Annotated in this window: 19 protein-coding genes and 2 pseudogenes; 12 read left to right on the top strand and 9 right to left on the bottom strand. The window is 43.1% G+C overall.

Annotated elements, in window-relative coordinates:
• Window positions 1-29 precede the first annotated feature (29 nt).
• Genes J7545_RS05770 through pilM form a run of 3 tightly spaced genes read right to left on the bottom strand, consistent with a single transcriptional unit; the run spans window position 30 to window position 2,668 of the window.
• On the bottom strand, window positions 30-749 hold the full coding sequence (locus tag J7545_RS05770) for a hypothetical protein (RefSeq protein WP_318698233.1): 720 nt from the start codon (window positions 747-749) through the stop codon (window positions 30-32).
• Window positions 749-1,543 carry a PilN domain-containing protein gene (locus J7545_RS05765; RefSeq protein WP_318719281.1) on the bottom strand — a complete coding sequence of 265 codons (795 nt, stop codon included), beginning with the start codon at window positions 1,541-1,543 and terminating at the stop codon, window positions 749-751. The genes J7545_RS05770 and J7545_RS05765 overlap by 1 nt, the downstream gene beginning before the upstream one ends.
• Window positions 1,544-1,555: 12 nt before the next feature.
• On the bottom strand, window positions 1,556-2,668 hold the full coding sequence (gene pilM / locus J7545_RS05760; RefSeq protein ID WP_271938611.1) for a type IV pilus assembly protein PilM: 1,113 nt from the start codon (window positions 2,666-2,668) through the stop codon (window positions 1,556-1,558).
• Window positions 2,669-2,920: 252 nt separating this feature from the next.
• On the opposite strand from pilM, the gene J7545_RS05755 reads away from it, so the two are divergent.
• The 6 genes from J7545_RS05755 to accB all read left to right on the top strand — a co-directional run bounded on the left by J7545_RS05755 (window position 2,921) and on the right by accB (window position 9,754).
• The gene (locus J7545_RS05755; RefSeq protein ID WP_413038597.1) at window positions 2,921-4,207 is read left to right on the top strand and encodes an ABC transporter substrate-binding protein; all 1,287 of its coding nucleotides are present in this window, start codon (window positions 2,921-2,923) and stop codon (window positions 4,205-4,207) included.
• Between the two features lie 89 nt (window positions 4,208-4,296).
• Window positions 4,297-4,632, top strand: coding sequence for a hypothetical protein (locus J7545_RS05750; RefSeq protein ID WP_318698236.1), 336 nt, complete (start codon window positions 4,297-4,299; stop codon window positions 4,630-4,632).
• A gap of 623 nt (window positions 4,633-5,255) precedes the next feature.
• The gene (gene gatB, locus J7545_RS05745; RefSeq protein WP_318698237.1) at window positions 5,256-6,740 is read left to right on the top strand and encodes an Asp-tRNA(Asn)/Glu-tRNA(Gln) amidotransferase subunit GatB; all 1,485 of its coding nucleotides are present in this window, start codon (window positions 5,256-5,258) and stop codon (window positions 6,738-6,740) included.
• A gap of 517 nt (window positions 6,741-7,257) precedes the next feature.
• On the top strand, window positions 7,258-8,499 hold the full coding sequence (gene argJ / locus J7545_RS05740) for a bifunctional ornithine acetyltransferase/N-acetylglutamate synthase (RefSeq protein ID WP_318698238.1): 1,242 nt from the start codon (window positions 7,258-7,260) through the stop codon (window positions 8,497-8,499).
• Window positions 8,500-8,641: 142 nt separating this feature from the next.
• The gene (gene efp, locus J7545_RS05735) at window positions 8,642-9,202 is read left to right on the top strand and encodes an elongation factor P (RefSeq protein WP_318698239.1); all 561 of its coding nucleotides are present in this window, start codon (window positions 8,642-8,644) and stop codon (window positions 9,200-9,202) included.
• 63 nt (window positions 9,203-9,265) lie between these two features.
• The gene (accB, locus tag J7545_RS05730) at window positions 9,266-9,754 is read left to right on the top strand and encodes an acetyl-CoA carboxylase biotin carboxyl carrier protein (protein ID WP_318698240.1); all 489 of its coding nucleotides are present in this window, start codon (window positions 9,266-9,268) and stop codon (window positions 9,752-9,754) included.
• Between the two features lie 128 nt (window positions 9,755-9,882).
• On the opposite strand, the gene J7545_RS23925 is transcribed toward accB, so the two are convergent.
• From J7545_RS23925 to J7545_RS05720, 3 genes and pseudogenes are all read right to left on the bottom strand, one after another.
• Complete coding sequence (locus J7545_RS23925; protein ID WP_413039285.1) at window positions 9,883-10,005, bottom strand: hypothetical protein; 123 nt, start codon at window positions 10,003-10,005, stop codon at window positions 9,883-9,885.
• Between the two features lie 59 nt (window positions 10,006-10,064).
• Window positions 10,065-10,370: pseudogene (locus J7545_RS05725) on the bottom strand (SAM-dependent methyltransferase); the annotation flags it as partial.
• A 70-nt stretch (window positions 10,371-10,440) separates the two neighbouring features.
• On the bottom strand, window positions 10,441-10,926 hold the full coding sequence (locus J7545_RS05720) for a GNAT family N-acetyltransferase (protein WP_318722909.1): 486 nt from the start codon (window positions 10,924-10,926) through the stop codon (window positions 10,441-10,443).
• Between the two features lie 41 nt (window positions 10,927-10,967).
• On the opposite strand from J7545_RS05720, the gene J7545_RS05715 reads away from it, so the two are divergent.
• The 6 genes from J7545_RS05715 to J7545_RS05690 all read left to right on the top strand — a co-directional run bounded on the left by J7545_RS05715 (window position 10,968) and on the right by J7545_RS05690 (window position 20,645).
• Window positions 10,968-11,993, top strand: a complete 1,026-nt coding sequence (locus J7545_RS05715; protein ID WP_318698243.1) for an AEC family transporter — start codon at window positions 10,968-10,970, stop codon at window positions 11,991-11,993.
• Window positions 11,994-12,233: 240 nt separating this feature from the next.
• The gene (locus tag J7545_RS05710) at window positions 12,234-14,144 is read left to right on the top strand and encodes a hypothetical protein (protein WP_318698244.1); all 1,911 of its coding nucleotides are present in this window, start codon (window positions 12,234-12,236) and stop codon (window positions 14,142-14,144) included.
• A gap of 104 nt (window positions 14,145-14,248) precedes the next feature.
• Entirely contained in the window at window positions 14,249-15,673 is a 1,425-nt protein-coding gene (locus J7545_RS05705; RefSeq protein ID WP_318698245.1) for an ABC transporter substrate-binding protein, read from the top strand.
• Window positions 15,674-15,725: 52 nt separating this feature from the next.
• Entirely contained in the window at window positions 15,726-18,881 is a 3,156-nt protein-coding gene (locus J7545_RS05700; RefSeq protein WP_318698246.1) for an ATP-binding protein, read from the top strand.
• 88 nt (window positions 18,882-18,969) lie between these two features.
• Window positions 18,970-20,262: an adenylate/guanylate cyclase domain-containing protein gene (locus J7545_RS05695; protein ID WP_318698247.1), complete on the top strand. Its 1,293-nt coding sequence runs from the start codon at window positions 18,970-18,972 to the stop codon at window positions 20,260-20,262.
• Between the two features lie 2 nt (window positions 20,263-20,264).
• On the top strand, window positions 20,265-20,645 hold the full coding sequence (locus J7545_RS05690) for a response regulator transcription factor (RefSeq protein ID WP_318698248.1): 381 nt from the start codon (window positions 20,265-20,267) through the stop codon (window positions 20,643-20,645).
• A gap of 3 nt (window positions 20,646-20,648) precedes the next feature.
• Here the strand turns inward: J7545_RS05690 and J7545_RS05685 are convergent, their stop codons facing one another.
• From J7545_RS05685 to J7545_RS05675, 3 genes and pseudogenes are all read right to left on the bottom strand, one after another.
• Window positions 20,649-21,242 (bottom strand): tRNA-(ms[2]io[6]A)-hydroxylase, encoded by a 594-nt coding sequence (locus J7545_RS05685; protein WP_318698249.1) that lies wholly within the window; start codon window positions 21,240-21,242, stop codon window positions 20,649-20,651.
• Between the two features lie 84 nt (window positions 21,243-21,326).
• Complete coding sequence (locus tag J7545_RS05680; protein WP_318719280.1) at window positions 21,327-21,599, bottom strand: hypothetical protein; 273 nt, start codon at window positions 21,597-21,599, stop codon at window positions 21,327-21,329.
• A 47-nt stretch (window positions 21,600-21,646) separates the two neighbouring features.
• A pseudogene (locus tag J7545_RS05675) lies at window positions 21,647-21,879 on the bottom strand (IS701 family transposase); the annotation flags it as partial.

The following is a 21,879-nucleotide window of genomic DNA, read 5'->3' as shown; positions in this document are numbered from 1 at the left end:
AACAGTTTTCACCCCTACAACTGGTCGTTTTAACCTTCAGGGGCGGCTTCAGCTTCAGCTTCCGGTGGCGGTGGGGGGGGGAGTTCGGCAGGAAGCAGAGCCTTGATTTCCATTTCTGTCATTAGTTTAGGTGCATTCTGGGCGACTAAACTCCCCCCTTGATATAACACCTCTTGGGAAGATGGATCAACCGTGACTCTCATGGAATCTACCACTAATAAGGGTTGCAGGCGCTCAAGATTGAGTAATACCAAACGAGTCTGATCGAACGTTCCCGAAAATTGGAGGCGGTAACCCTGGCTTCTGAGCTTACCATCAACTGCTGTCCCTAATGAACCATCTTCTACTAATTGTATGCCTTGAGAATCTGGCTCAAACTGCATTAACTCCACCCCTCGCTCCTTAAGAATGCGGTTAATATCGAGCAGTAGAGTATCCAGAGCAGCATCATCTGCAAATAGGGTCGCCACATCTTGGCTTTGCTGCTTGGCTAATTCTTGATCTTCTTGGGCTGCCAGAAGCTGATTTTGCAATTCTTGCTCTTGTCTAACCTGAATTTGTTTATCATTAACCTCGGCTTGCAGTTCTTTATTTTTCTCCATGGCAGGCAGCACTTGGCTATAGGCTAAGAATGCAGCTATTCCTAAGCCCACTACACCAATGCCAATGCCAATAAATAGATTAATTGGACTGCCACCTTTGCCTTCGTCTTCAGCCCCGACTGTTCCTAAATCTCCTGCTAGTGTCATTATTCTAAAATTCCTTTTTCTCTTAATGTTTCAATCCGACTGACTAAGCCAATGGCTCCTTTACTTTCTAGTTGGGCCATTAATTCTGATGCCCCTTTATCGGATAAGGGCGTTTCAATGTTAAAGGCAACCACATCTGGAAGGCTAACTTCTAAATCGCTACCTTCTGGTACTTCGACTTGAGTGTTGTTTGCTTCCAGGTTGGCACGAAGGAGTTTAGTTTTTTCGCCAGCTAAAAAATCGGAGTTTTTCAGCAGTAGCATAAAATCGTTCACATCATCATAGCTGCGGGCGCTTCCCTGAATTTGTAGCCCTTTAATATTGATGGTTGCGTCTGGTGCTTCTTCGGGGGGATTAGGATCGGGCAGTTCAAACTCGATTTGTTCAACACTACTAATCTGAATGCTTGCCGGAGCGCGATCGCGGATTTCTTGCAGCAGAGCTGACCAGGGTTTAATCTGGTTAAACACCGTTGCCAGGGCCAGGGTTTGGGTACGAATGGCATCAGTTTGGGCTTGTATTGCCCCAATTTCCTGGGTTTTCGCCTCTTGTTGTTCAATATTAGCGTTAATTCCATCTAATTGAGCTTGCAGATCGGCATTTTGCGGGTCAATAACGAATAGTTTTACCCCCAAGCTTCCACCCACAGCGGCTGCCCCTACGACCAAACCGGCGATAATGGGAATTGCATTCGTGGGACTAGTACTACTGCCTCCCCCTCCTTTTGGGTTGGTTGCGGGAGTCTCTAAATATCCGGGTCTATCCTTAAGAAAATTAATATCGAGTCCATACATGGGTGTTTTCCTCTATATCACATATCGTAAGCCTAGGCCCAAGGCGATACCCAATCCAGGCCGTTGGGCAGGGGGGATTTCCTGGTCTATTTCCAACGACAGTGCTTCAATGGGATCGACTTGGGATGTGGGAACACTGAGCCTTTGAGTTAAAAATTCATCTAATTGACCAATTCCCGCCCCACTCCCGGCGAGCAGGAGTTGGGCGACTTCTTGGTTTTCCCCTTGGTTTACATAAAAGTCAATGGATCGGCGCAGTTCATCGGCCAATTCTCCCAATACTCTTACCATAGCAGCCGCGCCAGGGTTGGAGCCAGTCATACCGGTTTGTACACTATCTACGGGAGTTAGGGGAATGGTCATTCCTTGGAGAATTTCGGGGTTCCGGGATGGGGGCAGGTTCATCGCTTGACAGAGGGCATTTTGGATCTGGCTGGTGCCGATGGGAACGGTACGGGAAAATTGGGGTACTCCATCCACAACGATCGCAATTTCTGTGCCTTCAAATTCTATATTAGCGATCGCCACAGCTTCCCCTAGGGCAAAGTGTCGCAATTCTTCGCGAATGGTACGAATCAGAGAAAAGCTACTAATTTCTAAGACATCCAGACGTAACCCAGCCTGTTCAAAGGTATTAATATAATTATCGGTGACCTCTTTGCGCGTCGCTACTAATAAAACCCGGACCTTTTCAATACCATCATCATCGACCATCAGATCGAGTTTCTGGTAATCTACATCTGCTTCTTCTCGCGGGAAAGGCAGGTATAATCCGGCTTCCTGGTTTAGTACCATTTCCCGCAGTTCATTATCATCTAACTCAGCCGGGACAGGGATCAGGCGGGTTACTGCTTCTCGTCCAGATACCGCAGAAGCGGCATTTTTTACGGTAATTTTATTTTCCTCCAGACAGCTTTGAATCAGTTCTGCCATCGCGGGAGCATCTAAAATCTGTCCATCTTCATAGATACCTTCTGGCACTTCTATGGAGTGGAAGGATTGAAGTTTGTATGCTTGACCCTTTTTCAGGACTTGAACAATATTAATCTGTTCTGGAGTCAGTTCAACTCCAATCCCTTTTGGCCGTTTAGATAATAAACCTTTGAGGTTGTCAAGAAGATTCACAGCAGTAGCTTCCGTTCTGAAAAACTTTAGACCAACTATGACAGACTTAGACTAAGCTGTACATAGTTGATGATCTAAACATTTAGTCAACAGTCCTGAACCTAATCTGGAGTCGGGCGATCGCCTCTTGATTCAAGAAGAGGTTTGTAATATTCCTGTTATAGCTTAAATTGTGGCTTAATGTATCGGTCAATTGATTATTGAGCTTGGATGCTTGATAATTAGAGCTTCTCCTATTTAGGTTGGTGTATGATGTTTTCTCTTCGTCGCAAGTCGTTTTGGGTATGGATGGCGATCGCCTTTTGTCTGACTTGGCTTATGAGTTGTGGCACGCCCCAACCCAAGGATTCTGCTTCCGGGGAAGTGGAATTTTGGACGATGCAATTACAACCTAAGTTTACGGATTATTTCAATGATTTGATTGCCGAGTTTGAGGCTGAAAATCCAGACATAACCATCCGTTGGGTGGATGTGCCTTGGGCAGCAATGGAGAGTAAAATTTTAACGGCTGTGGCAGCACAAACGGCTCCGGATGTAGTGAACCTGAATCCCAATTTTGCTTCTACGTTGGCGGCTCGTCAAGCGTGGTTACCCCTGGAGGAGCGTATTAGTGAGGGCGATCGCTCTCTCTATTTACCTGGTATTTGGAAAGCCAATACCCTCAATGAGATGACATTTGGTTTACCCTGGTATCTCACCACCCGTATTACTCTACATAATCAATCCATTTTACAGGCAGCGGGCATTACGGAACCTCCGAAAACCTATGCTCAGTTGGCACAAGTCGCCCAACAGGTGAAAGAAAAAACCGGAAAATTCGCCTTTTTTGTCACCTTTGTCCCTGAAGATTCCTCGGAAGTCCTAGAGTCCATGGTACAAATGGGTGTAACGTTAGTGGATGAGGAAGGCAAAGCTGCGTTTAACACCCCGGAAGGTAAAGCCGCCTTTCAATATTGGGTGGATTTATACCAAAAAGGCTGGTTACCCAGGGAAGTGCTAACCCAGGGACATCGGCGAGCCATTGAATTATACCAAGCTGGCGAAGTGGCACTATTATTCTCTGGCCCAGAATTTATGAATGCGATCTCCACCAACGCGCCCACCATTGCCGAAGTCACCCAAAGTTCTCCCCAAATCACCGGAAATACCGGTAAAATCAACGTTGCCGTCATGAACGTAGTCATCCCTCGTCAAACCGATCAACCCGAAAACGCCCTCAAATTTGCCCTCTTCGTCACCAACCCTGAAAACCAACTGGCTTTTACCGAAGCCGCCAATGTCTTACCCTCTACCGTAGAATCCGTACAAGAGTATCAAAGTGAACTTCAGTCTACTCCCCAATCCACTCCCGTAGAAACTGCCCGCTTAATCAGCTCCCAACAATTAGACTCCGCAGAAGTTTTAATTCCCGCGATGAAAGGATTAACTGAATTAAAACAAGCCCTTTACGACAACCTACAAGCCGCTATGTTAGACGAAAAAACGGTCGATCGAGCAATATCAGATGCCGCAGAAACCTGGAATAGTATGAGTTTTTAATCATTGGGTCTCAGCGTGACAGTCGGGCAACAAAAGAGTTCTCTTAAGATGGGATATAATAATTCTACAAAGTTTACCGAGGAAAATCCATGAATATTTTGCTGATGGGATATTATGGACAGAGGAATATTGGAGATGATTTATTTGTCAAGCAACTCAGTAACTATTTTTCCTGTCGATCTGATGTCGTTAATATCTTCATTCTCTGCAAAGAAGATTATTACCCTAAAAATAATGAAAAAGTCACCTTTTATGGTGAAGAAAAATTATCGAAGTTACAAAAACTTCTCTTAATTCTCAAGAGCGATCGAATTTTTTTGGGAGGAGGGACGGTTAATATTCGAGATCGTCCAACGAATTTGTTGAGAATCCAGTCCTTATCTAGACTAATTCGGAAATCGATTGCACTCGATTATTTTAGCTGACATTTTAGGTGTTCCTAATATAGGGATTGATAGACTTGGCTCTAAAATTGGAAACTACATAGAAAAAACGAATTTGTTGGTTGAGGAGAGAAGGGTGGATTTCATGGAAGAAATTGGACTAGATCGGATAGAGAGAATCTTGAATCAATATGTCCGACCTGCTCAATTTATTTCCCATGAATCAGAACAGGCAAAAAAATGTTTATAAAAAGTATAAATTGATAGCTTCTAATCCCACTCAATCAGCAAATAATCTCAAAAACTTTTTCCAGGGATCTAAAATTTTGTTATCAAAATCTAAAATATCCCTCTTCTGTCACTCTCCGAGTTCAATGAATAGGAAATCTGCCAATTATCCGGAAGGATAAAAGGATTGAAATTGATTAACACCGTTAATCAATTTATTAAATCCCCTCCATAAATAAGAACAATGTTTTAAGATCTGTAACTCTACATCCATTGATCTATCTCGCTTTTAGCTATTGATACTCTATTTTATTCTATCTTCATTCTCGGAGAGTGACAGAAGAGGGCTAATCTACAACACCCATGAAAAAGATCCCTCATCCCCCACAGATCGGCGATAATGGAAGTTAACCTGAACTTAAAAGAAGACTTCACCTATGGCCACTGCTGCACCTGCAAAAACCGAGTATGAAGCGATTATTGGTTTGGAAACTCACTGCCAACTGAGTACGGAAACCAAGATTTTCTCCTATTCCTCCACAGCCTTTGGTGCAACACCGAACACAAATATCGATCCCATTTGCTTGGGTTTACCGGGGGTGTTGCCCGTTTTGAATCAGAAGGTTTTAGAATATGCCGTGAAAGCGGGTTTAGCCCTGAACTGCACGATCGCCGAATACAGCAAGTTCGATCGCAAACAATATTTTTATCCCGATCTGCCCAAAAATTATCAGATTTCTCAATACGATCTGCCGATTGCCGAACATGGGTGGCTGGAAATTGAGTTAGCGGATAAAGAGGGGAAACCGCAACGAAAAAAAATTGGCATTACCCGCTTGCACATGGAAGAGGATGCTGGAAAATTAGTCCATAGGGGTAGCGATCGCCTCTCTGGTTCCACATTTTCCCTGGTAGACTACAATCGGGCAGGCGTTCCTCTGATTGAAATTGTCTCGGAACCCGACTTACGCTCTGGCGAAGAAGCGGCTGAATATGCTCAAGAATTACGCCGCATCGTCCGCTATCTGGGCGTTAGCGATGGCAATATGCAAGAAGGATCGCTGCGTTGCGATGTGAATATTTCCGTGCGTCCTGTGGGACAAAAAGAGTTTGGCGTGAAGGTGGAAATTAAGAATATGAACTCCTTTACCGCCATTCAAAAAGCTATTGATTATGAAATTGAACGGCAAATTGAAGCCATTGAAGCGGGAGAACCCATTTTCCAAGAAACTCGCCTGTGGGAAGAAGGAGCGCAACGCACCATCAGTATGCGGAGTAAGGAAGGATCGAGCGACTATCGCTATTTTCCTGAACCGGATTTACCCCCAATTCAGGTTTCTGCGGATCGACTCTCCCAATGGAAGGGAGAATTACCCGAATTACCCGCACAAAAACGCGATCGCTATGAAACCGAGTTAGGCTTATCCTCCTATGATGCTCGCGTAATCACCGATGATAGCAGCGTCGCGACCTTTTTCGAGGCAACCCTCGCGGCTGGCGGAACCCCCAAACTGGCGGCAAACTGGATTATGGGCGATATTGCGGCTTATCTCAATGCCGAGAAAGTGAAAATCACCGAAATTGCCCTCAGTCCAGAAGCCTTAGCTGAGTTGATCAAGCTCATTGAAGCCAAAACCATTAGCTCGAAAATTGCCAAGGATCTGCTCCCGGAATTGCTTACCAAAGGTGGATCGCCGGAAAAATTAGTTGAAAGTAAGGGATTAACCCAAATTTCCGATCCCGAAACCCTCAACGCCATGATTGCTGAAGTAATAGCCGCTCATCCCAAGGAACTGGAGCAGTACCGCAATGGTAAAACCAAGCTCAAAGGTTTCTTTGTAGGGCAAATGATGAAGAAAACTGGAGGTCGAGCCGATCCCAAGTTAACTAACCAACTCTTGGCCAAGCAGTTAGATGCTTGAGCTTCATCATTTCTTGATATTACCACCAAGATCTCCGATCCGTAGTTATCTACGTAGTAATGCTGGTATATTACTCTAAATCTCCCTATTTCACCAGAAAACCAGTTGTTTTATCCAAGATAACGCTTAAGAATATTTCGTGAATTAATTCATCTTCTAGGGATCGAAATAAATAGAATCAGAAAAAACACTGATTTTTGTACGAAAATGGGGCTTAAAACGCCCCAATTTTTTCATCAAAAAATTACAAAAAGGGGTTTTACCCCACACCCCTACCATGTAATAATATGATAAGTAGATGCACCCTGATGGTAGGGAGAGTCCTGTGGCTCTCCTTATTTTTTTTGGGGAATTTAGGGAATAGGGGACGCACAGACGCAGACGCTCCCTGAGCGGAGTCGAAGGGAGCGGGATTACTTCCTATGGCTTATGGCCTATTGCCTTGCTATTACCCATTACCAGCGCAAAGCGCTATAATTGCCTTTCGTACCGATTGACAGCAGGGGAATTTACAGGTATGTCAGATTGGCAAGTCATAGAAGGCGGAGTCACTGCACCGAAGGGGTATCAAGCCGCAGGCATTACAGCAGGTTTAAAGCCTTCAGGACAACCGGATTTAGCGTTGATTGTATCGGATGTGGAAGCGATCGCCGCAGGAGTCTTTACCACGGTACAAGTCCGTGCTGCTTGTGTAGACTACTGTCGTCAGCGTTTGGAGAAAAAAGCGAGCGCTAAAGCCATTCTCTGTAACTCTGGTCAAGCTAATGCAGCGACAGGGGAAGCTGGATGGAATGATGCTCTAGAGAGTGCATCGCTGTTAGCCGCAGCTCTCAATATCGATCCGAAGTCGATCCTTTTAGCGTCTACTGGTGTCATTGGTCAGCGAATTAAAATGGAGGCCATGCGCTCTGGTATTCCCCAAGTGGTCTCCAGTTTATCGAGTGAAGGCTCAGATACCGCTGCTAAAGCCATTATGACCACGGATTTAGTGCCAAAAACGATCGCTCTAGAAGCCGAATTTGGCGATCGCCCCGTCCGCGTTGGTGGTATTGCCAAAGGGTCTGGGATGATCCATCCCAATATGGCCACCCTGTTAGCCTTCGTCACCTGTGATGCTACAGTTTCCCCTCATCTGTGGCAAGAAATGCTCGGCCGAGCAGCGAACCGCAGCTTTAACCAAATTACCGTCGATGGCGATACCAGCACCAATGATAGTTTGATTGCCCTAGCCAATGGTCAATCTCGCACTCCCGCCATTACCAGCATGGGGCCGGAAGCCGAAAAACTCGAAGCCATGTTAACAACAGTATGCCAATATTTGGCCAAGGCGATCGCCCGTGATGGAGAAGGTGCAACCTGTTTACTCGAAGTCGAAGTCTCTGGTGCAGATAACGAAGAAGCGGCTAGTCAAGTAGCTAAAACCATTGTCGGCTCATCCCTTGTCAAATCGGCCATTTTTGGCCGCGATCCCAACTGGGGAAGAATTGCGGCTGCTGCCGGTCGTGCTGGAGTCCACTTTGAAGCAGAAAACCTCAATATTACGTTAGGCGACTTCAAGATGATAGAGAATGGTCAACCCCTTACATTCAACCGCGATGCTGCCAGCGCATACATGAAACAAGCTGCCCAAGGTGCATATTTGCAAGCCGATACCGTTAAAATCGGTGTTTCCATCGGCAATGGTCCGGGAACCTCCAAAGCGTGGGGATGCGATCTTAGCTACGATTACGTCAAGATTAACGCTGAATACACGACGTAGGGAATAGGGAATAGGTAAGAGGCAAAAGGCAATCTTCCCCATCCCCCTATCCTCCCATCCCCAACAAACTTAAACAAAAGGCCCAACGGGGGTTAAAATAGGATGCCAATGATTGCATAATCTAAATCGACCCAGCGTTTTTATGATTTCGAGTAACGATTTTAGAACGGGCGTGACCATTGAACTCGATGGCGGTGTATGGCGGGTAATCGAGTTCTTACACGTTAAACCAGGTAAGGGATCTGCCTTTGTGCGGACGAAGCTGAAGAATGCCCAAACAGGAAGTGTGGTTGAGCGGACCTTCCGCGCAGGAGAAACAGTTCCTCAAGCCAACCTAGAGAAGCGAACCAAGCAGTATACTTATAAAGATGCCGATCAGCTTGTATTCATGGATATGGAGACCTATGAAGAGAGTCGCCTGAATGAATCCCAAATCGGCGATCGTGTTAAATATCTCAAGGAAGGTATGGAAGTGAATGTCCTGACTTGGGACGAAAAAGTGATAGAGGTAGAATTACCGAATTCTGTCGTTTTAGAAGTTACAGAAACCGATCCGGGTGTGAAGGGAGATACAGCCACTGGAGGAACGAAACCCGCTACCGTGGAAACCGGCGCAACGGTTATGGTTCCTTTGTTTATCTCCATTGGAGAAAAAGTTAAAATTGACACCCGCAATGATGAGTACTTAGGTCGAGAAAAGTAACGGCATTAACCAAACGGGTTAAAACGATTGTATTCCAAACACTAGAGAAAGGGTGAAGAAACTGTGAATTTGAACTTTGACGAACTCCGTGAGTTAATTATTACTGTAAGTCAAACCGATGTGGCGGAGTTGACGTTAAAGAGTGATGCCTTTGAGTTGACAGTTCGTAAGGGAGAAACTGGAACGGTAACCAATGTTTCTCAGATTGCCGTATCTCCCCCAGTTGTCCAAACTGCAGTGGCACCACCTACACCAAGTTCTCCAGCAGCGCCTCCAACAAGTGAAGCGTCTCCACCTCCTCTAGAACAAAAGTTAGAAGAGATTAAATCGCCCATGGTGGGTACATTCTATCGCGCTCCAACTCCTGATGATGCTCCATTTACGGAAGTGGGCGATCGAGTTCAGGTAGGGGATACAGTCTGTATTATTGAGGCGATGAAGTTGATGAATGAACTGGAGGCGGAAGTTTCTGGAGAGGTGGTAGAAATTTTGGTGGAAAATGCCCAACCCATTGAGTTCGGACAAGTGTTGATGCGAGTGAAACCCAATTAGACTTTAGACTGCCCTCGGATCTAGGGATAAGATAGGATAGATCGTTGCTTCGCGCTAGGGGGTAGGGAATACTCTTCTGGTAGACACTCTCTAATCCTATACAAGATTTGGGTGATACTTATGACATCCTAGCCTATGTTTGGGTGGTCTTCATTAGCTTTGGCTTGTGTTGTATACAGGCCTACTAATCTAGCAATAAAAATAGATGGATACATTAACCCTACAATCGCCTCTGAAATAGCTAAAGTCATAGCAAATTTATTAACAGGTACAATATCTCCATAGCCTAACGCGGTTAACGTTGTAAATGGGCATGAACTGCTTTGGCGGCGACTTCTGCTTCTAAGGCGGCTTCCCAACAGAGATCGCCTTGCTCGTAAGCATGGAAGGGTTGGAGGTAATAGGCGGGGTAGGTGATGTTGGGGTTTTGGATCGTTTGTAGTCGGGGAGTCCAATCAATGGTTTGCAGGGTTTTGACTTCTTCTCGCCAAGGAACGCCAATTTTTTCGGCGCGTTTAATGATCATTTTGCGGGCTTGGTGTTTGGCTAGGGTGGCGAGGGGTTTAATGGAGAGGATACCGTTAATGAGGTTAGAGGTGAGTCCGGCTGTAGTCATGCAACGTATGTTTCAGAGTATGTGTACAGCTTTATTATTGTCCTGGATCGCGTACTGGGCAAATGTTAAGTTAGGTCAAGAGGGTTTTGATGTAGAGCCGATCGCAGCGAGGGGTTTCGACTCCGGTTGCTCTCTGGTATCCCCTGCTTTCATAGAGGGCGATCGCTTCTTGGAGGACGGAGGCTGTTTCTACCCAAATCTCTTGATACCCTTGGGATTGAATCCTTGATTCTAAAGTATTTAAGAGAAAAGAGCCAAGTCCTTGTCCGCGTACAGAGGGTAATAAATACATTTTGCGAATTTCTACAGCTTTGTACCCTTTAGATATGGGATGATATCCTCCAGTTCCTATCAGTTGGCGATCGCCTTCAATCACCCAAAATTCTCCGCCGGTTCGCCAATACGCACTTTCGACTTCTAGAGCATCGCAATCGGCTCCTTTGGGTTCCCAACTGAGACCATATTCGGCTAAAACAGAACTGATTAGGGTGGCAACAGATTGGCGATCGCCAACTTCCCAGTCTCGAATTAAATAGTTACGGTACAGTTGTCTCACGGCTGTATAGATGGATATGTCCACCAAAAGTTTAAGCGATCATGACTCCCTTAGTTGAAAACTTACTCAAGCTATATCTACCTTTGATTGGCTGGACACTATTGGGATGGGGTATCGGCAAATTTTTGATTAGTACCCTATTACCCAAGAACAGTAGTTCCTATTTAGGGAAAGGATTATTTTTGTTTGGTGTACCCATTAGTATTGTGGCATTTTTACGCAAAACGGATCTTTCCGGCGGAATTTGGATTGCGCCGTTAACCGCTTGGATTGCCGTCGGTGTGGGTGCAGCCTTTGCCTGGACTTGGATTGATCTGGGGGTGAGCGATGAGCGCTTACGAGACATTGCCAGAGGGTTAAATCCAGCCCTAGAAGGTCCTCAAATTACTGTGATTAATAGTCAATGGAGTCAATCGACTCAAGGCAGCTTTATGCTGGCGATGATGTGTGGCAATACTGGGTATTTAGGTATTCCTGTGGTTTTAGGGTTAGTGGGAGTAGACTACATTGCCTGGGGGTTATTCTACGATCTCTTAGGATCGGCGATCGCGGTTTATGTGGTTGGGGTTGCCCTCGCTGCCTACTTTGGTAGCAGCGATCAAAAGCAAGAATCCATATTACAAAGAGTCTTTAAAGCTACTCGAAATAATCCTGCGTTTTGGAGCCTATTATTTGGCTTAGGATTTCGCTATGTCCCTCTACCTGATACCGTGGAAATAACTTTATATAATGCGGCTTGGACTGTGACTAGGATTGCCTTGGTATTAATTGGGATTAAATTGAGTGAACTCCAAACCCTAGGAAAGCTTAAACAAGCCTCAACTTGTTTGTTGATTAAAATGATATTAGCTCCACTAGTTGTCGGAACCGGATTGATGTTTTTTGGTGTTGATGGTGCGCCTCGATTAGCTATGGTTTTGCAAATGTCTATGCCCCCTTCATTTGCAACTTTAGTGATTGCGCAAAACTATCATTTGGACGAAGATTTAGCCGTAACCTGTTTGGCTCTTGGCTGTATCATCTTGTTGTTCACTCTCCCCATTTGGGTTTGGTTATTTGGGGTATAGTGTCGTTCTTAAGGAATCAGTTTAATTCCATCTTATATTCTTGGGTTACATTGGATTATTTCAGATTTTCTCTCTCCTTCTGTATAGACAAAAACAATGATTCATCAATCCTCAAAAATATCCTCTACAAATCCTCTAAATTCTCATTCAAGAGAATCTGCCGATCGACTCTCTTTAATGCTTCTATTTCATCTCAATTTTGCCTTTTCATCCATCGAGATAGAGCAACGCCCTATAGTCATGAAACAGTGCTATTGGCCAGTTCTCAGACTAGCAACTGAATTCAATATACCTATAGCTATTGAAGCGACAGGTTATACCCTAGAAGTAGCAGAACAACTCGATCAGAAATGGATGGATCAACTACGTTATTTAATTGGTCAAGGCAAGTGTGAATTGATTGGTAGTGGATATGCACAAATTATTGGCCCTATTGTCCCTTCAGCCATAAATGAAGCCAATCTCTATTGGGGGCATCAGGTTTATGACAAGATTTTAGGGATACATCCACAAGTGGCGTTAGTGAATGAACAAGCCTATTCTGCTAGTTTAGTTTCCCATTATTTAAAAGCAGGATATAAAGCTATTATTATGGAATGGAATAATCCCTATCGGTATCACCGTGAGTGGGAGTTTGAATGGCGTTATTACCCCCAATATGCTTGTAGTCAAAGCGGAGAAAAAATCCCCGTCATCTGGAACAATTCCATTGCATTTCAAAAATTTCAAAAATACATTTATGGAGAAATAAATTGGGATGAATATATAGACGAATATCTAGTGAATCATCTTTCTGAACCAAACCGAACATTGATGCTATATGGAAATGATGCAGAGGTGTTTAACTTCCGTCCAGGTCGATATGCAACAGAAGCCAAAATTGAATTAGATGAATGGCAGAAAATCTATGATTTATTTAAAAGTTTACAACACGATAATCGATTTCAGTTTATTCATGTAAGTGATATCTTAGAGAAAATTTCATCCCCTCTAGCTGGTCATAGTCTGTCATTAGAATCTTCAGAAGATCCAATTCCAGTCAAGAAGCAACGAAAGTATAATATCACCAGGTGGGCAGTAACGGGTACAGATTTAGAGATCAATAACCGATGTTGGTCAATTTATAATGCTCTCAAAGATCGGGTCAGTTATACGAATCCAGTTTGGCAGGAGTTATGTTACTTATGGGGTAGCGATTTTCGCACTCATATTACACCTAAACGCTTTATAGACTACGAGCAACGCTTAAGAACCCTAGCTAATCAGTTAGGCGTAGTTTTTGTGGTTCCTCGATTGAAATCTGGAAATGCTAATATTTCCTTACCCGATCAGTTACAGGTAGAGCGTCGTAATAAGTGGTTAATCTTGGAAACAGAGAAGCTTAAGCTGAGGCTCAATTGCGAGCGCGGGCTATGTATTGATCGACTATGGTTTAAGGAAGTATCGTCAAACTGGCTATGTGGTAGTTTATATCATGGCTATTATGATGACATTGATTGGGTAGACGATCATTTTTCCGGTCATTTAATTTTCCAACCCCCTGGAACTCCCTGCATTGATGATTTACAACGGGTCGATCCAGTAATACACTTCGATCCAGATGAGGGAAAAGTTTGGGCTACGGGTTGGGTAGAAACACCGTTAGGATCGATCCAGAAACAAGTAGGTATTGCGATGAGCGCTGGTCAAGTCGATCTAGGGTATCAGTTGGATTTTCCTAAAAATGTTGTGGGTTATTTGCGCTGTGGATATGTGATGTTAAATCCTAAGGCATTTGAATTAGAAAGTTTGTTTTTTGCTACCCACAATGGTGGAGCCGATCTAGAAAAATTTCTCTTAAACTATAAATCTTTTGATCACCATAAAACCGTTTCTTCGATGGTTTCTTCAATGTGTGGTTTAGGAATGACTAAGGGAAAAGTGATTTTAGGCGATCGCTACCACCAGATTCAGATCAGTACAGATAAGGCGGCTTCTGCCTTATTGGGTATGGTGACCGCTCAACTGATTGGCGAAAGCTATTTTTTTCGATTGGCTTTTTCGGCTAGGGAAGTGGATGAGACGGCAAAAAAAGAGCTATTTGACATCCTTAACCCGGAAAACAGCCCCTCAGTCTATCGGTTATCAATTACAGCCCAATCTTCATCCTAAATTTTCTCGTCCTAGTCGTATAAACCATAGCAGAAATTATTCACAAGCTATAGATATAGCATAAAGACTGTTAATAAACGGTTTTCAGAAGAGCATGATACACTATGATGGCATCGATCTTGCCTATGCATGATGTAGTGTTGGATATCAAATTTATGAAACGGCGGCAGTTTACAAACTTATCTCTATTTTTGCTCGGTCTGACGTTAGCGAACTGTGGTCAACGTCAAGATTCTCCGACAAGCATTACCAGCAGTGGTGGTGATAGTGTGCGGATTTGGTGGAGTCAGGGGTATTATCCAGAGGAAACGGAAGCGATCCGGCGGTTAGTGCAACAATGGGAGAATGATAGTGGCTTGCCGGTGGAACTCACCCTTTATAGTGAAGGTGATATTCTTCAAGAAGCTGAACGGGCTATCTCTGCTGGCAATCCCCCTGATGTTCTGTATAGCCATGATGCAGATTTAACGTTTATTCCTAAACTGGCTTGGAATAATCAGTTAGCTGATGTTTCCAGTGTGATAGAAGCCGCCGAATCTTTGTATAGTCCAGCAGTCTTGAATGCAGTTAAATACTTAAACAAAACTACGGGAGAGCGCAGTTATTATTCAGCACCGATCACTCAAATGACTAATCATATTCATTATTGGCAACCGTTGCTCTCTTCCCTTGGTCAAGGAGAAGAAGCGATTCCTGAAGGTTGGGATCAATTTTGGGCGTTTTGGGAACAGGCGCAAGCTCCCATACGGAATCAAGGACGAAGTAATTTTTATAGTATGGGGTTACCCATGTCTGCTTCAGCCTCAGATACTTTCTTTGTGTTTGAGCAATTTTTGGCAGCTTTTGATGTGGAGCTGGTTAATAGCACGGGAGACTTACAAGTAGACAAGGCCCAAGTGCGCGAAGGAATTGCCCAGGCCCTATCCGCTTATACCCAGTTTTATAAACAACAATATGTTCCTCCAGAAGCAACAAACTGGGGGAATGCAGATAACAATGTCACTTTCTTGAGTCGTTCCACTTTGATGACGATTAATCCTACCTTGTCTATTCCTGGATCGCAACGACAAGATCAAAGCACTTATCAGCAGCAACTGGTCACCACTCCTTGGCCGAATAAACCGAATGGCGATCCAATGACATCAATGGTATCCATTAAGCAAGTTGTTGTTTTTGAGTCTTCTAAGTACAAAGATGAAGCGAAGAAGTTGTTATCTTATTTGATTGAACCGGACAATCTCAAACTTTATATTCAAGGCTCTCAAGGGCGGTTTTTCCCGGTTATGCCTCAACTATTGGAAGATCCATTTTGGCAAGATTCTAATGATCCGCACATTTCAACAGCCTCTAAACAATTTTATCGGACTCGTCCATTTGCTCAAGCTTTGAATCCAGCCTATAGTGAGGTGCAAAGTCAAAATATTTGGGGGACAGTGATTGCCGAGATGGTGACGAAAGATTTATCCGCTCAAGCTGCCACGGATCGGGCGATCGCTGCCATTAAAACCATTTTTCAGGATTGGCAGTAACTTTCCTAGTACATAGGTACATTGAATCCTACGTTTCTTTGAGGCAAGTTTTATGCTGAAGTTTCTCCGAAAAAGTCTCCTGTCTCAGTTGGTGACCTCTTTTTCTCTCTTGTCCTTAGTGACCGTTAGTCTGGTGGCGATCGCTGCCTATGTCAGGGCAAGAGACTCTCTCCGAGATTCTGTGTATAATAGGTTGCAAGTAGCCACATCCCTCAAAGAGTACCAATTGGATGATTGGGTAAAAACCCAATACCAAGATGTGCAATTGATCGCACGATCTCCTACAATTGCACGGTACTTTAAATACTTGCTTAACCAACAAGAGCAATCCACTCCCCTAACTCCAGAATCCGATCGGCAAGAAATTATTAAACTACAGCAACTGTTGCAAGATTTAGGATATTATGATGGAGAACTAGATGGAATTTATGGCAGGGGTTTAGAGCAAGCAGTTGCCAAATTTAAAGAGAGTTATAACATCGAGTCTCAAGATCTATTAAACTTGTCAACTATTTATCAGTTAATCGCCTATGAAGAAATCTCCCAAGAGTTATCAGAATTTTCAGAAGTGAAACCAAGTTTACAAGAAATCTCTTTGTTAAGTACAGGAGGCATTGTTGCTCTATCTACTAACCCGACTAAAGAAAAAACCTATCAACCATTAGGAGAAACTACCACCTACTTTAACCATGGCCAATCTGATACTGTCATTCCCAGCTTCTATACTTCTCCCATAACCCGCAAATCTGCTATTACGTTAGGAACTCCAATTTTAGCTGAATCAGGTGAACGATTGGGGGTATTAACAGTTGACTTGGATTTACAAGGAATTGATGAAATTATTAGGGAGAAAACAGGTTTAGGACAAACGGGTGCAACTTACTTAATTGGCCGATTAGGAAACCGAAATGTATTTATTTCTCAGCAAGCGACTCAAGGACAAGAAAATCAAGAAGAATTAAAAGAAGTCGATAGCTTGGGAATTCAACAAGCAACTCAAGGAATTGATGGGGTAGGACTTTATAGGAATTATCAAGGGATTCCAGTTATTGGAGCCTATGTCTGGATGGCCAATCAAAATCTAGCTTTATTAGCAGAAATGAGCCAAGCTGAAGCTTTTGCACCGGCACATCAACTGTTGAAGGAGATTTTGCAAATCGGATTAAGTGCAGCTTTATTTTTACTGATTATTATTTATTTGATTTCTCGTCGTATCACTCAACCCATTTTAGGGATTACGGAAACAGCCATTCAAGTGAGTGCGGGCAATCTTCGCTCGCAAGCTCCTGTGTTAACAGAGGATGAGATCGGAACGTTAGCACAGGCATTTAATCAGATGATCGATCAACTGCAAGAATCCAAAAATGAGTTAGAAAATCAGGTGACAGCCGCCACACAGTCTCTACAAGATACCCTGGCTAATCTAACTTCAATTATTGATAATATCGCTGATGGTTTATTGGTTACGAATACAGATGGAACGATCACTCAAAGTAACCAAGCATTATTCAAGTTGTTTGGATTAGAGCAGGGAAGTTTGGTCAACCGAAGGAGTGAAGATATTTTTGGAGGAACATTTGCTGAACTGGGAGTAAAAGTTAAAAAAAATCCCGAAAATATATTCAACTCAGAAATAGATTTATCGGAAAACCGAATTGGGAAAATCGTTGCCACGGGTGTTTTCAAAACCGATCCCCAGTTAGGGCAGCAATTTATCGGTTGTGTTTTCTTAGTCAGAGATATTACCACAGACAAAGAAGTGGATCGGATGAAAACCGAGTTTATTTCTACGGTTTCTCATGAATTGAGAACCCCTTTAACTTCGGTTTTAGGATTTGCCAAACTGATTAAGAAAAAACTAGAAGAAGTTCTCCTGCCTAGGGTTGATGTTACCGAGAAGAAAGTGGAACGTGCGGTAACTCAAGTAAGTACCAACCTAGACATTATTGTATCGGAAGGTGTGCGTTTAACCGCTTTAATTAATGATGTTTTAGATATCGCCAAAATGGAAGCCGGAAAAGTGGATTGGAAGCATCAACCGGTGGCCATTACCCAGGTAATTGAACGAGCGACAGTCGCGACAACCTCCCTATTTAGTCAGAATGATATTCAATTGGTCGTTGAAGTTGAGGAGAATCTACCCAGTATTCTTGGAGACGAAGATAAATTAATGCAAGTTGTGATTAATTTAATTTCTAATGCGGTCAAGTTTACCGATCGAGGGATGGTGAGCTGTAAGGCTGAAAAACGAGGTGAAACTGTAGTTGTGCAAGTAATCGATACAGGGATTGGAATTCAAGAAGAAGATTTACCCAAAGTGTTTGAGAAGTTTAAGCAAGTAGGCGATACTTTGATTAATAAACCCAAAGGGACAGGTTTAGGATTGCCCATTTGTAAGGAAATTATTGAGCATCATGGAGGGCATATTTGGGTAGAAAGTGAAGTGGGTGTGGGAAGTACATTTGCATTTTGGTTGCCGATATCAGAAAGCAAAGGGGATATGGGTTGGCCTCAGTTAGTACAAAAGTTAACGAATGTGTCTCCAGATTATCAGGACGATCAGCAGCAAAGACGACGAGTGATTTTGGTTGTTGATGATGATGCTAATATTCGAGAGTTGTTGACTCAACATTTGGATGTTGAAGGCTATGAAGTGCGGCAAGCAGCCAATGGACAGGAGGCGATCGCTCAAATTAAGCAGCAAAAACCAGATTTAGTGGTATTAGACGTGATGATGCCAGAGTTGAATGGATTTGATGTAGCTGCCATTCTCAAAAATGATCCAGAAACCATGCAAATTCCCATTCTGATGATTTCTGCTGACGATCGCTCCGAAAGAGGTTATCGTATTGGTGTAGATCATTATCTGACGAAACCCATAAGCTCAGAACAATTTTTACAGAGGGTGCAGACTCTGCTGAAGCAACAATACTCATCTAAACGAGTTTTAGTCTTCGATCAAAAATCTTCAAGCGCACAAACTTTAACGGAAATTCTCCAAGCTCAAGGATATCATATGAAAGTTATGAATACGGAGGACGCTCTGTTTGCTGCTCATCCCGATTTGGTCATTACTGATGTGAATATATCTAATACTTCTAGATTAGTAAAAACTTTAAACTTTCAAAAAGGCAACGATCAAATCATTGTTTTGTTATTAGAGAATCCCCCTATGCAGAATGGCCATAAAACTGAAGTCATTAATTAATAAATCAATCACTCAAACCTTGATTCAAGAGTGTGTTGATCTGTTTCCTGGAAAGGTAGGCATTTTCGATGCAAATAGAAATTTGTTAATGGGTTCTGTCCATCCTTTCTTCCCTCAAGAATATGCAATTAAAGCGGAAGGAGAAGTGATTGGCTGGGTATGTGGAGATCAAGGCAGTTCTGCGGTATCCAGTTTATTAAATTATCTGGTGCGTCAAGCTCTTTCTCAAAAAGCATTGGTCAATGAAACTCTAGAGCGATACAAAGAAATCAATCTCTTATATCGTATTTCTGAGGATATGAGTGCTTGCTTAGATATGGGGGTGATTGCTGAGTTAGTACTCAAAGAAGCACGCAACATTATTGAGTCTACCCAAGGAGCAGTTTTATTAGTTGATCCAGAAAATGGACGCTTTACTACTCTAGCCCAATTTGGAGATTGTCCTTCACAACTGTACAATTTAGCGATTGATGAGGGGATCATGGGTTATGTCCTATCGACAGGAGTAGCTGAAGTCATTAATGACGTAGAACATGATTCTCGGTTAACTGAAATCGATCGTTTAAATAAGGCATTAATTTGTTCTCCTCTCAAAAGTCGGTATGAAGCTTTTGGAGTAATTTGGATCGGTCATTCTGAACCGATTAATTATCGAGCCGCAGACTTAAAACTGTTGACTGCTTTAACTTCTCAAACGGCTAATGCAATGGAAAATGCTCGTTTGCATAATTATCAGTTGCAAGAAGAACGAATTAAAAGTAATTTAGAGCGGTATATGTCTCCGCAATTGGTCAAAGCCATTATCGATAATAAGGAAGAAAGTTTACTGAAGACGGGTAAAAAAGATTTGGTCATGCTCTTTTCCGATATTCGTAATTTTACCACTCATTGCGAAATGCTGGAACCAGAAACCATGGTGGAATATTTAAATATTTATTTTACCCATATGGTTGATGTGATTTTTAGCTATGGGGGAACGGTGAATAAGTTTGTGGGGGATATGATTGTCTGCATGTTTGGCGCACCTGCTCCTTTAGAACAGAGTGAAAAAAAAGCGATTCAAACGGCGATCGCCATGCAAAAATGCCTACAATCTATGCCCGTTCCTTGGATTCGAGAAAATTTCAAAACGGGTATTGGTATAAGCTCAGGTAAGGTTGTTGTGGGCAATATTGGCGCTCGTCAGCACGTTGATTATACTGCAATTGGAGATAAAGTTAATACTGCATCAAGGTTGCAGTCCATAGCTGAAGGAGGGCAAATTCTAGTGGATCGAAGCATTTACGATCGCACCGTTGACTACTTTAATTTTAAGGAGGTAGGATTAGTGAATGTCAAAGGTAAAACACAAACGGTGGAGATCTTCGAGGTTTTATACTGATAATGGATAAGAAAGTGTTAATTGTAGATGATGAGAATCATATCAGAATTCTACTAGAACAAACCCTAGAAGAGCTGGAAGATGAAGGAGTAGAACTATTATTTGCAGCAGATGGAGAAACCGCAGTAAATTTGATTAAAGAAGAGCAGCCTAATCTAGTCTTTCTAGATGTGATGATGCCCAAAATGAACGGGTTTGATGTCTGTTATCAAATTAAAAAGCAACCGGATTTGAGGGAAGTCTGCATTATCATGCTAACTGCTAAAGGGCAAGAGTTTGACAAGAAAAAAGGGGAAGAAGTCGGGGCGAATTTATATATGACTAAACCGTTTGATCCCGATGAGTTGTTAGAAAAGGCTCGGGAGATTTTAGGGTTAGAATAAATTTCAACTATGAATCCGGGGTTCTGGATGTAAGTTAGAGAGCAAATCACTCTCAACTTGCGCCAGACTTTCTAGGCGAGATTGGACAACTTCTCGATCGCAATAGGTTGTTGCTAAAATCCAGTAGATCCCGTAATGGCGCGCTTCAGAAGCCATTAAAGAGCGATAAAATTTCGCTAGTTCTGGATGGGGAAGATGGTTCGCTAACAGTCCGAGACGCTCGTGGGAACGGGCTTCAATGAGGGCAGAAATTAACAGAGAATCGAGCATTCGTTCCGGTTCAGACGGCCGAATTTGGGCTTTTAATCCAGCACCATAGGGAGGAGCAGAAAGGGGAGCCAGGGGAATATTGAGACGCTCTAACCATTGATTAACTTGCTCAAAGTGTTCGAGTTCTTCCTGGGCGATCGCCGTTAGCTTCCTGACTAACACCTGACTGGAGGGATAGCGGAACATCAGGTTTAGAGCGACTCCTGCTGCTTTGCGCTCACAATGGGAATGATCTAAGAGGATCGTGGGAATATTGGCGATCGCCTGTTTTACCCAAGCCTCAGACGTAGGGTGTTGTAGAAATTTAATTTTTGGTAATTCTTCCATAAGCAATTTGTGGTGGTAATAGGTGATAGTAACAATATAGCCAAGTTCCTAGAAACCCGGTTTCTTAAATGCTCAACAATCTCCTCAAATTAAGGACTTAGGGTTAACCTCGAATTCCATCTTGGAACGGTAAAAATACACATCAAATTCAATAAAAAAGTTCGTCTGTCCTAAAATGAGAGCTGTATTGATTTTTTTTATCCAAGCAAACGCTAATTGAATCGGTGCAATATCACCAATTTGAGCCATTACAAATAAAGGGATTGCTGGCTGCTTTCCTAAGTTACCTGTCACTTCAATGATTGCCTTTTTATCTTCCCAGATAGCTCCTAGTTTTTGTCCCACGTCATAGGGCATCACGTTGATCGTTGCACCACTGTCAACTAACGGGACTTAAACAAATATCAATGCCAAAGCCAGCCTAAATCCTCTTGGTAAGCGGTAAATACGTCCCAATTTTCCTGGAGCCAATTATAGAAACGAAAAGACAAGGCTGCACGAAAGGCTGACAAAGCTTCTGCCAATGTATTTAATGGTCGATTGGCCCATTGCCTTCGTAGCCCGCCCGTTAACTTATGGTAAATGATAAAAGTATAAGCACAAAAAACCAGAATAAAATGACGCAGTAAGCTCAAGT

It is taken from the genome of Roseofilum sp. SBFL, from assembly GCF_017746885.1.
In the GTDB taxonomy this organism is placed as follows: Bacteria; Cyanobacteriota; Cyanobacteriia; order Cyanobacteriales; family Desertifilaceae; genus Roseofilum.
This window is presented reverse-complemented; position numbering and strand designations above follow the sequence as displayed.

Bases quoted from the DNA above. Each gene is read 5' to 3' on its own strand.
- J7545_RS05685 (WP_318698249.1), bottom strand. From the start codon at position 21,242: ATGGAAGAATTACCAAAAATTAAATTTCTACAACACCCTACGTCTGAG.
- J7545_RS05750 (WP_318698236.1), top strand. From the start codon at position 4,297: ATGAATATTTTGCTGATGGGATATTATGGACAGAGGAATATTGGAGAT.
- J7545_RS05680 (WP_318719280.1), bottom strand. From the start codon at position 21,599: ATGCCCTATGACGTGGGACAAAAACTAGGAGCTATCTGGGAAGATAAA.
- J7545_RS05710 (WP_318698244.1), top strand. From the start codon at position 12,234: ATGAAACAGTGCTATTGGCCAGTTCTCAGACTAGCAACTGAATTCAAT.
- J7545_RS05690 (WP_318698248.1), top strand. From the start codon at position 20,265: ATGGATAAGAAAGTGTTAATTGTAGATGATGAGAATCATATCAGAATT.
- argJ (WP_318698238.1), top strand. From the start codon at position 7,258: ATGTCAGATTGGCAAGTCATAGAAGGCGGAGTCACTGCACCGAAGGGG.
- gatB (WP_318698237.1), top strand. From the start codon at position 5,256: ATGGCCACTGCTGCACCTGCAAAAACCGAGTATGAAGCGATTATTGGT.
- J7545_RS05770 (WP_318698233.1), bottom strand. From the start codon at position 749: ATGACACTAGCAGGAGATTTAGGAACAGTCGGGGCTGAAGACGAAGGC.
- J7545_RS05705 (WP_318698245.1), top strand. From the start codon at position 14,249: ATGATGGCATCGATCTTGCCTATGCATGATGTAGTGTTGGATATCAAA.
- J7545_RS05700 (WP_318698246.1), top strand. From the start codon at position 15,726: ATGCTGAAGTTTCTCCGAAAAAGTCTCCTGTCTCAGTTGGTGACCTCT.
- J7545_RS05695 (WP_318698247.1), top strand. From the start codon at position 18,970: ATGGGTTCTGTCCATCCTTTCTTCCCTCAAGAATATGCAATTAAAGCG.
- J7545_RS23925 (WP_413039285.1), bottom strand. From the start codon at position 10,005: ATGACTTTAGCTATTTCAGAGGCGATTGTAGGGTTAATGTATCCATCT.
- J7545_RS05765 (WP_318719281.1), bottom strand. From the start codon at position 1,543: ATGTATGGACTCGATATTAATTTTCTTAAGGATAGACCCGGATATTTA.
- efp (WP_318698239.1), top strand. From the start codon at position 8,642: ATGATTTCGAGTAACGATTTTAGAACGGGCGTGACCATTGAACTCGAT.
- J7545_RS05715 (WP_318698243.1), top strand. From the start codon at position 10,968: ATGACTCCCTTAGTTGAAAACTTACTCAAGCTATATCTACCTTTGATT.
- J7545_RS05755 (WP_413038597.1), top strand. From the start codon at position 2,921: ATGTTTTCTCTTCGTCGCAAGTCGTTTTGGGTATGGATGGCGATCGCC.